Consider the following 16,137-nt stretch of genomic DNA (forward strand, 5'->3'; position numbering starts at 1 on the left):
TCCACGGGGTCAGCGGTCGCAGGCGGTCAGTGATCGTAGGACGGGCTGGCTGGTGTGGTCGTTGTGCCAGATCGCGGCGGTGAGGGCGAGGATGCGTTGCAGAACTCGCGCTGCGACGCCGGCGATGGTGCGCCCGCCGTGGCGTTCGAGGTCGAGCTGTGCTTTGAGGGTGTTGTTGATCGATTCGATGATCTGCCGTAGCGGCTTGAAAAAGTCTTGTTCCGCATGGGGTTTCTCACCCTTGCGGGCTGGTCGCAGCAGCTGGACGTCGGCGTCGGCGAGTTCGGCCTCAAACGCCTTGCCGTAGTAGTTCTTGTCCGCCATCAGGGCCTGGCGGGGATGGGTTGCGACCAGGGCCGGGTCGGCCTTGAGCATGCCCAGCAGGACCTCGCGTTCGTCGGCCTTGGCGCCGGTCAGCGCGAACGCGACCGGCAGCCCCGACAGGGTGCACAGCAGGTGCAGCCGCAGCACCCAGACGGAGCGCGAGTGCGATGCGCAGTAGCCGTACTCGGCCCACCCGGCCAGATCGGAGCGTTTTCGCGGTCTCTCGTGAGCGCCCGCACTCCACCGGTGTCGAGTCCACCACCCACACGTCATCGGTGGCGCAGCTGGTGCACTTGACCAGGTGCGCGATCACCGCACGCAGCATGTCAGTCGCGGCGCGGACCCGCTTGTTGTATCCGGATTGTGTTGGTAGATAAGGAAACATGCCACGCAGGTGGGTATTCGCATAGCGCAGCCACCGCGCCTCGCAGGTGAAGCCGAGCAATGCTTGCAGTACCACCAGCGTGACCAGTTCGGCGTCGGACAACCGCGGGGCGAGCCCAATTTGTTGGCGAGGGTGTCCAGGTCGGCGTCCACTTCGGCCTCCAGTGCCAGGTTGGGTTTGCAACGCCAATCCTGGACACCCTCAGCCGCAATTCACAGCAGCCACACCAGTAACACCCCTTGGAATTACTCATCTAGACCACGAACACGCGACACGAAAGGTCAGAATGGTGGTGGGTCGTGGTCGGTGTCGGGTGGGGCGGGGCCGGGGTGGTTGGGGGGTTCGGCTAGCCGGGTGGTGTGGGCGACCGTGCGGGCGGCGCGGTTGTGGCGGCGTTCGGTGGCGATGCGGTGGGCGCGGTCTTGGGCGCGGGTGCGCCGGCGTTTGGGCATCATCGCCGTCCGGTGGGCGCAGTAGTCGAGCGGGGGGTCGGCCTCCGGTGCCGGCATACCGCCGACCGCGCGGCACAGGCTGGGAAACAGCAGCGCGCTACCCGGCGTGGTGACATAGGTGTGCCCCGACGGTGAGGTGAAAATCAGGGTCCCGTCGCGTAGTTGCCGTTCCCGCCAGCCCCAAAAGGTCTTCACAAGGTGATGGGTTCGGCATTTGCAGTTCAGGTTGGCCGCATGGGTGGGCCCACCGGCGGCGTAGGGGATCGAATGATCCACATCGCAATCGACGGCGGGCCGGTCACAGCCGGGCCAGCGGCAGGTCAGATCCCGGCACCGCACAAAATCGGCCAACGCCTTCGACGGCACATAGCCGGGCTCGGGTGGGGCATCGCCGGGGTGGATCAGCGCCACCAGTTTGGCCGAGGTGGCGAGCTCGGCGATCAGTTCGGGGGTGATCAGCCCGTCGGCGTTCATCTCAGATGCCGGCGCCGAGCCCGTGCCATTGATGGTGGCGGGTTCGGCGATCACATGAATCACCACCGGGGCCGCGCCCGGGCGGGTGGCGGCCGGGCAGTCGGTGAGCCCGCAGCCACAGCCCAGCCGATCCGCCCCGGCCGCCAGCGCCCCCAACGCGTCGGCGCGGCGCTGCTCGCGGGTGCGCGGATCGTGGGCACACACGGTGGCCGCCAACGCAGTCAACCGCTTGTCCAGTGCGTGGGCGTCGACGCTGTACAGGCTGCCGTCGATGCGCGAGAGGCCGTCTTGGTCCTGTCCGATCGAGATCTGCCGATCGGCCTGATACTCCTTACGCCGGCGCACCGCATCGGTATCCACGCGGGCCACGATCCTATCGACCGCCCCGGACAGCCGGGCGCTGGTCATCGAGGGCCAGCGCGTCACATTGAGCGCCACCAACTCATCCACCGCCGCCAGCACCTCGGGGTCGACGATCAGATCGGTGCGGAACACGATCGTGGAAAACGCCCGAAAGTCGATCTCGCCGGCCACAAACACCGCAGCGGTCTTGGGCAACCGCTCACGCATCGCGCGCGCATAACGCAGCCGGCCGGCGGCGCGCGCCTGGCTGATCCGCAACGCCGCACCCACCTCCGCGGCCACCGCCTCCATGGTGTCGATCGCCCAGTCCTCGGTCTCCGAACACCGCGACAACCGAGAGGCGAACAACTCCCCCACAGCCACCAGCTGCGCGGCGGCGGCCCGGTTCTCCGCCCGCGCGGCCGCACAAATCCGCTCCACCAACCCCGCCGACTCCGCAGTGGTCGACGGATGGCGCCGCTCGACGTGCTCATCGAAACGGGCCACCACCTCCGGATCGAGCACCCCTTCGAACATACATTCGATACTAGCAGACCCCGCCGACCACGTTGACCCGTGAGAAATGCGCGCGAAAGGCTGATTCGTTGCCTCATTGAAGATGCGCGCGAACGCCCGGTGGATGGGGTTGACGTTGGCCGAGCGCAGAGCAATCACCGAGACCACCGCGGTACGAGTCGGATTCTCGACGAGTTGTGCGCTAACACCCGGTGGCACCGCAGCCATGCCCGCAAGGCGCTCAAAGCGGCGCTGCAACCCAAGATCGTCACCCCGCGCAGTCCGCGGCCAGTGAAGTACGGGCCTGATGTCACCGCGGCGCCGTTGGTGCGCTGGACAGTGCCCGGAATGCCCGCCGGCAAACGGCTTGCGCCGATGCTCAGGCAACCGGTGGCAGTGCTGCATCAGTTCGGAGAACTGGTCATCGACGAGGCCACCGCGGCGCTGTTGGTGTCAATGTCAGCGGCCACCATCGATCGCCGCCTGGCTGGTGAGCGGGCCAAACACCAGCTCAAGGGCGTGTGGGGACAAAGCCGGGATCGCTTCTCACAAGCCAGATCCCGGTGCGCACCTGGGCCGAGTGGGACGACGCGCGGCCCGGGTTCGTCGAGATCGACACGGTCTTTCACGACGGCGGCAATCGCGGTGGGGGCCATGCCTTCACGCTGACGGTCACCGACATCGCCACCGGCTGGACCGAGAACCGCTCAATGCCGGACAAGACCGCCAAATGCGTGCCGGCCGCCCTAAATGACATTGCCCGCAAGATGCCGTTCCCGATCCTAGGTGTGGACTCCGACAACGGATCAGAATTCATCAACGAAGACCTGCTCAGATGGTGCCAGGACCGCCAGATCACCTTCACCCGGGCGCGGCCGGGCAACAAGAACGACGGCTGTCACGTCGAGCAGAAGAACTGGACGGTAGTGCGCGCCACCGTCGGCTACCACCGCTACGACACCGCCGCAGAACTGTTGCCGCTCAACGAGATCTGGCAGTTGCAGTCCAAGCTGACCAACTACTTCTACCCACAGCAGAAACCGATCTCTAAAGTCCGCAACGGCGCCACGGTGCCCAAGAAACACGACACCACCGCCACCGCGTTCCATCACGCGATCGATCACCCCACCATGACCGTGGAGCGCATCGTGGCACTAACGCGGACCTACTCCCTGATCAATCCCGCCGCCACCCAACACCAGATCCAAGCCCTGACCGCCCAGCCCCTCACGCTGGCCACCAGCACAGCTGGACCCGACGCCCTCGCGCCCATCTTCACATAAGGCAACAGGCGACATTGATTGTGTCAACCGCATTCGGGTAAGGCCGGTCTTGCCCGGACCAAGTCCGACCCGGCCCGCACAATCTGCGAAGTCGTGTGCTCAAACACGGTTTGGGCATCGGACATCTGTTGAATAATCGTCCCTACCACACGCGCCACGGTTCCAGTTAGGGACGGATGATGAGCTTTGCGGTGCTCCCCCCCGAGATCAACTCGGCGCGGCTGTATCTGGGCGCCGGGTTGCGGCCGATGCTGGAGGCGGCGGCGGCCTGGGAGGCGCTAGCAACCGAGTTGGGTTCGGCAGCATCCTCGTTTTCGTCGGTGACCTCCGGCCTGGTGGGCTCCGCATGGCAGGGCGCGGCGTCGGCGGCAATGGCGGGCGCGGCGGCGCCGTATCTGGGGTGGTTGAGTTCAGCGGCGGCCCAAGCCGGACAGGCGGCGTCGCAGGCCCGGTTAGCGGCGGCCGCGTTCGAGGCGGCGCGGGCGGCGACGGTGCAGCCGGCGATCATCGCGGCCAACCGCAACCAGGTTGTGTCTCTGGTGCTTTCGAACCTGCTGGGCCAAAACGCCCCTGCCATCGCGGCGGCAGAAGCTCAGTATGAGCAGATGTGGGCCCAGGATGTGTCCGCAATGTTCGGCTACTACGCCGACGCCTCGGCGGCCGCTTCGGCGTTGACGCCGTTCGAGGCGCTGCAGAGCCTCCTGGGCGGCGCGGGCCTGTCCGGCGCGGCCGCCGCGGCAGCCGCCATGCCCAGCCTGCGGAACCTGGGCCTGGCAAACGTGGGTCAGGGCAACGTCGGAAACGCGAACATCGGCAACTTCAATCTCGGCTCCGCAAACATCGGCAACTCCAATTTCGGCTCCGGAAACATCGGCAGCGGCAACATCGGGTTCGGCAACGCGGGTCCGGCATTGACCGCGGCGCTGAACAACATTGGATTCGGCAACACCGGCAACAACAACATCGGCATCGGCAACACCGGCGACAACAACATCGGCTTCGGCAACACAGGCGACGGAAACCACGGCATCGGGCTCACCGGCACCGGACAGTCCGGGTTCGGCGGCTGGAACTCGGGCACCGGCAACGTCGGCCTGTTCAACTCGGGCACCGGCAACATCGGCATCGGCAACTCCGGCACCGGGAACTGGGGCATCGGCAACTCGGGCAATAGCTACAACACCGGCATCGGCAACTCGGGCGACGCCAACACCGGCTTTTTCAACTCCGGCATAGCCAACACCGGCCTGGCCAACTCGGGCAGCTACAACACCGGCAGCTACAACCCGGGCAACAGCAACACCGGTGGCTTCAACATCGGCAGGTACAACACCGGTTACCTGAACAGCGGCAACTACAACACCGGCTTTGTGAACTCCGGCAATGTCGACACCGGCGCTTTCATTACGGGCAACTTCAGTAACGGCATCCTCTGGAGGGGCGATTACCAGGGCCTGTTTTTCGGGGGCCCGGGCTACGGCAACACGACCACCTCCCCGTCGTCGGGCTTCTTCAACAGCGGTGCCGGTAGCGCATCGGGCTTTTTCAACTCGGGCGCCAACAATTCCGGCTTCTTCAACTCATCTTCGGGGGCCATCGGCAACTCGGGCTTTGCGAACACCGGTGTGCTGGAATCGGGCCTGATCAACGCGGGCAACACGATATCGGGCATCCTCAACACGAGCCTATTGAGCATCGCGACGCCGGCCTTCATCTCGGGCGTGTTCAACAGCGGAAGCAACCTCGCGGGCTTCTTCCGCGGCCCGATAACCTTCAACCTCGGCATCGCAAACCAGGGCGTCGGGAATTATTTCGCCAACGCAAACATCGGCAACGAAAACATCCTCGGCAGCGGCAACGTCGGCAACAACAACATCCTCGGTAGCGGCAACGTCGGCAACCTCAACATCCTCGGCAGCGGAAACATCGGCAGCCAAAACTTCGGTAGCGGAAACATTGGCAGCAACAACTTCGGAAGCGGAAACATCGGGATATACAATTTCGGGTCCGGAAACCTTGGCAACTACAACATCGGACCCGGAAACTTCGGCAGCTACAACGTCGGCTTCGGAAACGCCGGCGACTACAACCAAGGCTTCGCAAACACCGGCAGCAACAATATTGGCTTTGGAAACACCGGCAACAACAATATCGGCATCGGCCTCACCGGCGACGGCCAAATAGGGTTTGGCACCCTGAATTCGGGAATCGGCAACACCGGCCTCTTCAACTCCGGCACCAACAACGTCGGCTTCTTCAACTCGGGCACCGGGAACATCGGCATTGGTAACTCGGGCACCGGGAACTCGGGAATACTGAACGCGGGCATCGGGAACTGGGGCATCGAGAACCCCGGCACCGGAAACACGGGCTTGCACAATGCGGGCACCTACAACACGGGCTGGGCCAACGCCGGCAACGTCAATTCGGGCTGGCTGAACACGGGCAGCTACAACACCGGCGCCTTCAACGTCGGCGACACCAACACGGGCAACTTCAACATCGGCGACACCAACACGGGCAGCTACAACCCGGGCAACACCAACACCGGATTCTTCAATATCGGTAACGTCAACACCGGCGCCCTAAATACGGGTGACTTCAACAATGGCTTCTCCCAGTCGCTCGACAACCAGGGCCAGATTGCGATCAACATCTCCTACACCACGCCCTACATTCCCATCAACGAGCAGATGGTCATTCCCGTCAACAACGTAATGACCTTCCCCAGCATGGTGGTCCCGGTCACCACGGCTGGAGCAGTTTTTCCCAAAACCTATTACTTGGGCGGCCTGTTCTATATCGGGCCTATCATCCTCGGCGCATCCTCGATTACCACCCCGACGGTGACGCTCACCATCGGCGGACCAACAATCAACGTGCCCATCAGCATTGTCGGAGCCGTCGAGAGCCGCACGATCACATTCGTCGATATCCCGGCCGCCCCCGGCTACGGAAACTCGACCACCAACCCCTCGTCAGGTTTCTTCAACGCGGGCACCGGTGGCTCATCCGGCTACCAAAACTTCGGCGCCGGCAATTCGGGTATCTGGAACAGCGGCTTGGCGAGTGCGATAGGAAATTCGGGCTTCCAGAATTTCGGCTCGCTGGAATCGGGCTGGGCGAACTTGGGCAACAGTGTCTCGGGCTTCTACAACACCAGCACGGCCAATCTCACGACGGCGGCCAACATCTCCGGCTACTACAACATCGGCACCGACCTGGCGGGCCTGTTCCGCGGCCCCACCGGGACCGTCTTCAACGTTGGGCTCGCCGACATCGGCCACCTCAACGTCGGCAGCGGAAACCTCGGCGACTTCAACATCGGCAGCGGCAACCTCGGCAGCTCGAACCTCGGATTCGGAAACGTCGGCAGCAACAACGTCGGCAGCGGCAACGTCGGCAGCGGAAACTTTGGGTTCGCAAACGCGGGTCCCGGGTCGACCGCGGCGCTAAACAACATCGGGTTCGCCAACCTCGGCAGCAACAACTTCGGCTTCGGCAATACCGGCGACGGCAACATCGGGTTCGGCAACACGGGCGACAACAACTTCGGCATCGGGCTGACCGGGGACGGCCAGTTCGGTGTCGGCGGGTTGAACTCGGGCACCGGGAACATCGGCCTGTTCAACTCCGGCACCAACAACGTCGGCATCGGCAACTCGGGCACCGGAAACTGGGGTATCGGCAATTCCGGCAACTTCAACACCGGCATCGGCAACGCCGGCAGCACCAACACGGGCCTGCTCAACGCCGGCAGCGTCAACACCGGCGTCGCCAATGCGGGCAGCTACAACACCGGCTGGTTCAACGCGGGCAACACCAACACGGGCGTCGCCAACCTGGGTGACTACAACACGGGCGCCTACAACACCGGCAACTACGCCACCGGCTTTGCCAACGCGGGCGACATCGACACCGGCTTCTTCATCACCGGCGACATGGGCAACGGCGCGCTATGGCGGGGCGATCAGCAGGGCCTGTGGGGCGCCAACTACACAATCCACGTTCCCGAAATTCCCGCACACGTCGACGTCAACGCTCCCATCAACATCCCCATTACCGCCGGCTTCACCGACACGGTCTACAGCGGCATCACGATGCAGGACATCAATTTTGGTTTGGCCGTCAACATCGGGATCCCCCTCTTTACCGGCGTCATCAACTCCCTCACCGTGCCGCCCATCACGGCTAACGGCCCCGCGGTCTCGATCAATATCGGCGCCACCGACGGCTCGACGGTGGTGTCGATCCCTGCCACTGCCAGCATCGGGCCCGTCGACTGGACCGTGGTCAATATCCCAGCGACAACGGGCTTCTTCAATGCCACCACCAACCCGTCGTCGGGCTTCCTCAACAGTGGCACGGGGACGGTCTCGGGCATCGCGAACGTGGGCGCCAACATTTCCGGCTTCCAAAACGCCTTGGGCCCGGGAACCTCGGGCTTCAAAAACTACGGCTCGCTGGAATCGGGCCTGGCGAACCTGGGCAACACCGTCTCGGGCCTGCTCAACACGGGCATCGGGGCGCCGGCCAACGTCTCGGGCGCGTGGAACGTCGGCAGCAACCTCGCGGGCTTCTTCTACAACCAGGTTCCGCCCCCCGGGATGTCGACGTTCAACGTGGGCCTGGCGAACGTCGGCACCTACAACGTGGGCTTCGGAAACGTGGGCGATTTCAACCTCGGGTTCGGAAACGTCGGCAATGCAAACCTGGGCGCCGGCAACATCGGCAGCTTCAACGTCTTCTCCGGAAACCAGGGGGCATACAACGTCGGCCCCGCCAACCTGGGCAACTTCAACCTCGGCCTGGCAAACCTGGGCGACTACAACATCGGCCTGGCGAACCTGGGCGACTTCAACCGCGGTTTCGCGAACAACGGCAGCAACAACATCGGCTTCGCCAACACCGGCAACAACAACATCGGCATCGGCCTGTCCGGCGACGGCCAACTCGGATTCGGCGCGCTGAACTCGGGCAGCGGTAACACCGGCCTGTTCAACTCGGGCACAGACAACACCGGCTTCTTCAACACCGGCACCGGCAACGTCGGCATCGCAAACTCGGGGACCGGAAACTGGGGCATCGGCAACACCGGCAGCACCAACACCGGCATGTTCAACTCCGGTGACATCAACACAGGGTTCTCCAACGCCGGCAACGTCAACACCGGCTTCGGCAACGCGGGCGGCTACAACTCCGGCAGCTTCAACGCGGGCAGCTTCAACACCGGCGGCTTCAACCCAGGCTCCTACAACACGGGCCACCTGAACACCGGCAACTACAACACGGGCTTGGCGAACTCGGGCAGCGTTGACACCGGCGCCTTCATCAGCGGCAGCTACAGCAACGGCTTCTTGTGGCGGGGCGATTACGAGGGCCTGTTGGGCATCAGCAACACAATCACCATTCCCGACACCGCCATCCCGGTGAACATGCATGTGCCGATCTACCTCGATATCCCGATCACCGGCACACTCGGCGTCGTCACGATCGAGGGCTTCCAGATTCCGGCGGTCACCGTGGACATCACCATCTTGGGCGCCGGCATCTCGGGCGTCGTCAAACTCAGCGCAATCAATTTTCCGAGCATCTCGATTGCCCTTCCCGCGATCGCGATGAGCATCGGTACCAGCCCAGGACCCCTGATCGACATCACCGGCACCGGCGGCCTGGGCCCGATCACGATCCCGATCATCGACATCCCGGCGGCCCCGGGCTTCGGAAACACAACGACCGTTCCGTCGTCGGGTTTCTTCAACTCCGGCGCCGGAACCGTGTCGGGGTTTGGAAATACCGGCACCAACAGTTCCGGCTTCTTTAACCTCACGTCCGGCACCTCGGGCATCTCGGGCTACAAGAACCTCGGCGACCTGGTATCGGGCGTGTCCAACCTCGGCAACACCGTCTCGGGCTTCCTCAACACGAGCACGCTGGGCTTTTCGACGCCGGCCAATATCTCGGGTGTTGGCAACGTCGGCGCCAACCTCTCAGGGCTACTCAATGACAACCCGATCGCGAACCTGGGCTTCGCGAACATCGGCGTTGGAAACGTCGGCGGCGGAAACGTCGGCAACTCCAACGTCGGCTTCGGAAACGTCGGCAACGCAAACTTCGGTGCCGGCAACATCGGCAGCTTCAACGTCTTCTCCGGAAACCAGGGCGCATACAACGTCGGCCCCGCCAACCTGGGCAACTTCAACCTCGGCCTGGCAAACCTGGGCGACTACAACATCGGCCTGGCGAACCTGGGCGACTTCAACCAGGGTTTCGCGAACAACGGCAGCAACAACATCGGCTTCGCCAACACCGGCAACAACAACATCGGCATCGGCCTGTCCGGCGACGGCCAACTCGGATTCGGCGCGCTGAACACGGGCAGCGGCAACACCGGCCTGTTCAACTCCGGCAGCGACAACACCGGCTTCTTCAACACCGGCACCGGCAACGTCGGCCTGTTCAACTCGGGCACTGGCAACGTCGGCATCGGCAACCCGGGCACCGGCAACGTGGGCATCGGGAACGCGGGCGCCGGCAACTGGGGCCTGTGGAACCCGGGCACCGGCAACACCGGCATCGCCAACGCCGGCACCTTCAACACCGGCGGCTACAACACGGGCAGCACGAACACCGGATTGGTCAACCCCGGTGACTACAACACCGGCAGCTACAACACCGGCAGCACCAACACGGGCGGCTTCAACACCGGCGACTACAACACCGGCCATTTCAACACGGGCGACTACAACACCGGCCTGGCCAACTCGGGCAACGTCGACACCGGCGCCTTCATCGCCGGCAACTACAGCAACGGCATCTTATGGCGGGGCGATTACCAGGGCCTGTGGGGCGCTCACGTCGCCATCGATATTCCCGAGTTCCCGGTGCTGAACTTCGACATAAGCATCCCCGTCAATATCCCCATCTACGCCGACCTCGGGACGCTCACGATCAACGGCTTCACCATTCCGACAATCCACCTCAACGCGATAAACATCACCAACGTCAGCGTCGGACCCATCACCATTCCGACCATCAGCGGCACCCTGCCCGTCATCGATATCACCATCGGCGGACCGAACACCTCGATACCTATCTCGATCCGCAGCGGCGCCGGCCCCATCAGCGTCGTGCTGCTCGACATCCCGCCGGCACCCGGCTTCGGAAACTCCACCACCAGCCCCTCGTCGGGCTTCTTCAACACCGGCACCGGTAGCGCCTCCGGCTTCGGGAACACCGGCGGGAACCTTTCGGGCTTCTGGAACACGACGCTGGCGAGCGCGGGAAGCTCCGGCTTCCAGAACTACGGCTCGCTGCAATCGGGCTGGGCGAACCTCGGCAACACCGTCTCGGGCTTCTACAACACCAGCACGGCCACCCTCGCGACGGCGGCCAACATCTCCGGCTTCTACAACATCGGCACCGACCTGGCGGGCCTGTTCCGCAGCCCGACCGGGACCGTCTTCAACGCCGGGCTCGCCGACATCGGCCGCCTCAACGTCGGCAGCGGAAACCTCGGCGACTTCAACATCGGCAGCGGCAACCTCGGCAGCTCGAACATCGGATTCGGAAACGTCGGCAACAACAACGTCGGCAGCGGCAACGTCGGCAACGGAAACTTCGGTTTCGGCAACGCCGGTCCCGGGTTGACGGCGGCCCTGGGCAACATTGGCTTCGGCAACACCGGCAACAGCAACTTCGGCTTCGGCAACACCGGCGACGGCAACATCGGCTTCGGCAACACCGGCAACGGCAATATCGGCATCGGGCTCACCGGCGACAACCAGGTGGGGCTGGGCCCGCTGAACGACGGCATGGGCAACATCGGCCTGTTCAACCTGGGCGACAACAACGTCGGCCTGGCGAACGCCGGCGACTCCAACCGCGGGTGGGCGAACGCCGGCAACAACAACGTCGGCCTGTTCAACACCGGTAACAACAACGTCGGCATCGGGCTCACCGGCGACAACCAGGTCGGTTTCGGCTCGCTGAACTCGGGAGCCGCCAACACCGGCTTCTTCAATGCGGGCACCTCCAACTTCGGACTGTTCAACTCGGGTACCGGCAACTTCGGCCTGTTCAACTCGGGCACCGGCAACGTCGGCATCGGCAACATGGGCAACGGCGGCGTCGGCATCGGATTGTCCGGCAACAACGAGGTGGGCATCGGCGGGTTGAACTCGGGCAGCGGGAACATCGGCCTGTTCAACTCGGGCACCGGCAACGTCGGCATCGGAAACTCGGGCACCGGAAACTGGGGCATCGGCAACACCGGCGTCGGCAACACCGGCATCGGCAACGCGGGCAGCTACAACACCGGCCTGTTCAACACCGGCATCCTCAACACCGGCATCGCCAACCCGGGCGACTACAACACCGGCTTGTTCAACATCGGCGACCTCAACACCGGCATCGCCAACCCGGGCGACTACAACACGGGCTTCTACAACCCCGGCACCTACAACACCGGCATGGCCAACGCCGGCACCTTTGGCACCGGCGCCTTCATCACCGCCAACATGGACAACGGCTTCTTCTGGCGCGCCGACAGCGAGGGCCTGCTGCAGGCGAATTACACCATCGTCGTCAACAGGATCCCGGCGTTCCTTAACGTTGACATCCCGATCAACATCCCCATCGTCGGCACCATCACCGACGTTTCGGTCCCGGCCATCACCATCCCCACAATCGACACCAGAGGTTCCGTCGACCTGACCATCGTCAAGGGCACGGTGATCGCCCCGATCGGGCCCATCACCATCCACGGCGGAAACGCCTCGGCCCCGTCGAACACGCCCTTCACGATCGACTTCGGCACGCAACCCGCGATCAACATCAACATCGGCGCGCCGGACGGTTCGACCGTGGTCCACATCGGCGGCACCGGCGGCTTCGGTCCCGCCTACGTCCCGCTGATCGACGTCGCGCCGGCCCCGGGCTTCTTCAACGCCACGACCGGCCCTTCGTCGGGCTTCCTCAACTGGGGCGCCGGGAGCGCGTCGGGCTTCCAGAACTTCGGCAACAATTCGGGCATCTACAACTTCGCCACCGCGGCCATTGGAAACTCCGGATTCCAAAACTACGGCTCGCTGCAATCGGGCTGGGCGAACCTGGGTAACACCGTCTCGGGCCTGTTCAACACGGGCCTCGCGACGCCGGCCAATGTCTCGGGGTTCTCCAACATCGGCACCGACCTGGCGGGGTGGTTGCGCAACGGCCCGACCGCGACCAGCTTCAACTTCGGCTTGGCAAACCAGGGATCGTGGAACCTGGGCAGCGCCGACCTCGGCAGCTACAACCTGGGCAACGGCAACATCGGCAGCTACAACCTGGGCAACGGCAACATCGGCAGCTTCAACTGGGGCAGCGGCAACATCGGCGACTACAACCTCGGCAGCGGCAACATCGGCAGCGGAAACTGGGGTTTCGGAAACTCGGGTGCCGCGTTGTCGGCGGCCCTGAACAACATCGGGTTGGGCAACACCGGCAGCTTCAACGTCGGCTTCGGCAACACCGGCAACAACAACATCGGCTTTGGCAACACGGGCGACGCCAACATCGGTATCGGGCTCACCGGCAACGCGCTGACCGGGTTCGGCGCATGGAACACGGGCACCGGGAACGTCGGCTTGTTCAACTCGGGCACCGGCAACGTCGGCTTCTTCAACTCAGGCACCGGCAACTGGGGCATCGGGAACTCCGGTGACTACAACACCGGCATCGGGAACACGGGCAGCACCAACACCGGCTTCTTCAACAGCGGCCTGGTCAACACCGGCGTCGGCAACGCGGGCAACTACAACACCGGCTACTACAACGCGGGCAACACGAATACCGGCAGCTTCAACCCGGGTAGCTACAACACGGGCGGCTTCAACCCGGGCAACTACAACACCGGCTACTTCAACACGGGCGACTCCAACACGGGCTTCGCAAATTCCGGCAATGTCGACACCGGCGCCTTCATCGCGGGCAGCTACAGCAACGGCTTCTTCTGGCGCGGTGACTACCAGGGCCTAGGTGGCTTCGCCTACTCGAGCACCATTCCCGAAATCCCCTGGAGCTACGACATCAGTTCCGACATACAGATTCCGGTCACGGGCACCATCAACGCCGTGACCCAGGATATGTTCACGATCGCCGAATTCGAGATACCGATCAGTTTGGAAACCACGGTCTGCGTCGTCTACATCCCCTTCGTCGGATGCGTACTCCACGTCTCGGTCACCATCCCCATAACCACCGAGCACGTGGGCCCCTACACCATTGATGCGACCGTGCTCAACCCGCAAACCCCGATCGACACGGTCATCTCGCAAACCATCGATAATTCCGGCAGCGGAACCGTGGGCCCCTTTACCTTCGGCTTCGGCTGGCAGCAAACCCCGGGATTCTTCAATTCGACCAGTTCCCCATCGTCCGGCTTCTTCAACTCCGGAGCCGGCGGCGCATCGGGCTTCTTCAACGACGCCGCCGGCGCCGTATCGGGCTTCGGAAACGCCTTCGCCCAAAACTCGGGCCTCTTCAACGCCGGCGGCCCCGACCTCTCGGGCTTCCAAAACGTCGGCACACTGGAATCGGGCTGGGCGAATCTCGGCAACTTCATCTCGGGCTTCTACAACACGACCATGCTCAGCCTCATGCAGCAGGCCCTTGTCTCCGGTGTCGGGAACTTCGGCAGCCAACTCTCCGGATTCTTCAACGAGGGGATGGGGCCGTAGCGGCTCACCGGCTTCTGCTGATGGCGCCGTTCGCTTGCCTGCTTCGCAGGCTCGGCTCACCGGCGCGGTTTCCAGACGACGAGGGCCGTGCTCTTCGGCAACACCGCGACCTCGCGGCGCTGATTGGCACGCAAAGCCGCCAATTCCTCGGACATCTCCTGCAGTCTCGACTGCAGCGCCTCCACCTGATTCGTCAGCTCGATGATGCGCTTGATGCCGGCGAGGTTGACACCCTCGTCCTGCGAAAGCCGTTGCACCTGGCGCAACAGGTCGACGTCATGCTGCGAGTAACGGCGCCCGCCACCGGAGGTGCGCCGCGGGCTGACCAGACCGAGCCGATCGTAGGTGCGCAAGGTCTGCGCGTGCATGCCGGCCAGCTCGGCGGCCACCGAAATCAAGAAGGTCCGGGAGTCCCCTTCCCGTGGGTTCTTGGCCATCAGCGATTACCTGCCCATCCGGCCCTCGGATCGAAACCACTGGACCGCTCGGCCGCCGCGTAGGCCTCCAACGCCTCCCGGGCGGCGCCCTCCAGATTTGGCGGCACGGCCACCTTCACGGTGACGAGTAGGTCTCCGTTACCGCCGCTGCGCTTGGGTACGCCGCGGCCGCGCACCCGCAGGATGCGGCCGTCGGCGGTACCTTTAGGCACCCGGACGCCGACCGTGCCGTCCAGCGTCGGCACCGAAAGCGTTGAGCCAAGAGCCAATTCAGTGAAGCTGACCGGGACCGTCACCGTCAGATCATCGCCGTCGCGACCGAAGATCTTGTCCGGCCGTACATGCACCGTCACGTACAGGTCACCCGACGGAGCGCCGCGCAACCCGGCCTCACCCTGCCCGGCCAGCCGGATCCGCTGCCCGTCCTCGACACCGGGCGGGATCCGCACATTGATCGTGCGGGTGCGGGTGGTGACGCCGGTGCCCTTGCACTGATCACACGGGTGCTCGATGATCGAGCCGCTTCCCCGGCAGTCCGTGCACGGTTCGGAGAAGCCGAACGCGCCCTGGTTGCGGTTGATCACACCCGACCCGTTGCAGCTGGGACACACCTTTGGGCTGGTGCCCGGCCGCGCGCCGCTGCCATGGCAGTTGGTGCACGGCGCCGGGCTAGTCAGCCGCAGCGGCATTGCCACGCCCTTGGCGGCCTCCACGAAGTTCAGTTCGGTCTCTGTCTCCAGGTCGTTGCCGCGCCGCGGCCGGCTGGGACGCGCGCTGCCACCGCGTCCGAACAGGCCGCCGAACAGGTCGCCGATGTTGGTGCCGCCGCCCCGGCTGGCGGCGTCGAACAAATCGTTCAGGTTGAACTCGGCGCCGTCACCGCCCATGCCGAATCCGCCGAAGCTGGTATCGAACCGGCGGCCGCCGAAGCCACCGCCGGCGAACAGCCGCCGGGTTTCGTCGTACTCCTTGCGCTTGGCCGGATCCGACAAGACGTTGTGGGCCTCCGACACCGCCTTGAAGCGTTCGCCGGCGGCCGGATTGTTAGGGTTCGCGTCCGGATGCAGGTCGCGGGCCAGTTTGCGATAAGCGCGCTTGATCTCTTCGGCACTAGCGTCGGAGGAGACGCCGAGCTCCTTGTAGAAGTCCTTTTCGACCCATTCACGCTGGGCCATGTCGCGTCACCCCCTTTCACCTTCCTCT

At 64.2% G+C, this 16,137-nt stretch carries 4 protein-coding genes and 2 pseudogenes; 2 read left to right on the plus strand and 4 right to left on the minus strand.

Going from position 1 to position 16,137, the window contains the following annotated elements; all coding sequences use genetic code 11:
• Positions 1-9 precede the first annotated feature (9 nt).
• Positions 10-838, minus strand: a pseudogene (locus G6N24_RS18720) (IS982 family transposase); the annotation flags it as partial.
• A 152-nt stretch (positions 839-990) separates the two neighbouring features.
• Complete coding sequence (locus tag G6N24_RS18725) at positions 991-2,514, minus strand: HNH endonuclease signature motif containing protein (RefSeq protein WP_163745555.1); 1,524 nt, start codon at positions 2,512-2,514, stop codon at positions 991-993.
• Between the two features lie 103 nt (positions 2,515-2,617).
• Between G6N24_RS18725 and G6N24_RS25560 the strand changes: the two are divergent.
• Positions 2,618-3,776: pseudogene (locus G6N24_RS25560) on the plus strand (integrase catalytic domain-containing protein).
• Positions 3,777-3,955: 179 nt separating this feature from the next.
• A complete protein-coding gene (locus tag G6N24_RS18735; protein ID WP_085160544.1) occupies positions 3,956-14,497 on the plus strand; it encodes a PPE family protein in 10,542 nt (3,513 codons plus the stop codon).
• A gap of 56 nt (positions 14,498-14,553) precedes the next feature.
• On the opposite strand, the gene G6N24_RS18740 is transcribed toward G6N24_RS18735, so the two are convergent.
• Complete coding sequence (locus G6N24_RS18740; protein WP_085160504.1) at positions 14,554-14,934, minus strand: heat shock protein transcriptional repressor HspR; 381 nt, start codon at positions 14,932-14,934, stop codon at positions 14,554-14,556.
• On the minus strand, positions 14,934-16,109 hold the full coding sequence (gene dnaJ / locus G6N24_RS18745; RefSeq protein WP_085160506.1) for a molecular chaperone DnaJ: 1,176 nt from the start codon (positions 16,107-16,109) through the stop codon (positions 14,934-14,936). The genes G6N24_RS18740 and dnaJ overlap by 1 nt, the downstream gene beginning before the upstream one ends.
• Positions 16,110-16,137 lie beyond the last annotated feature (28 nt).

It is taken from the genome of Mycobacterium lacus (assembly GCF_010731535.1).
GTDB classification, from domain to species: domain Bacteria; phylum Actinomycetota; class Actinomycetes; order Mycobacteriales; family Mycobacteriaceae; genus Mycobacterium; species Mycobacterium lacus.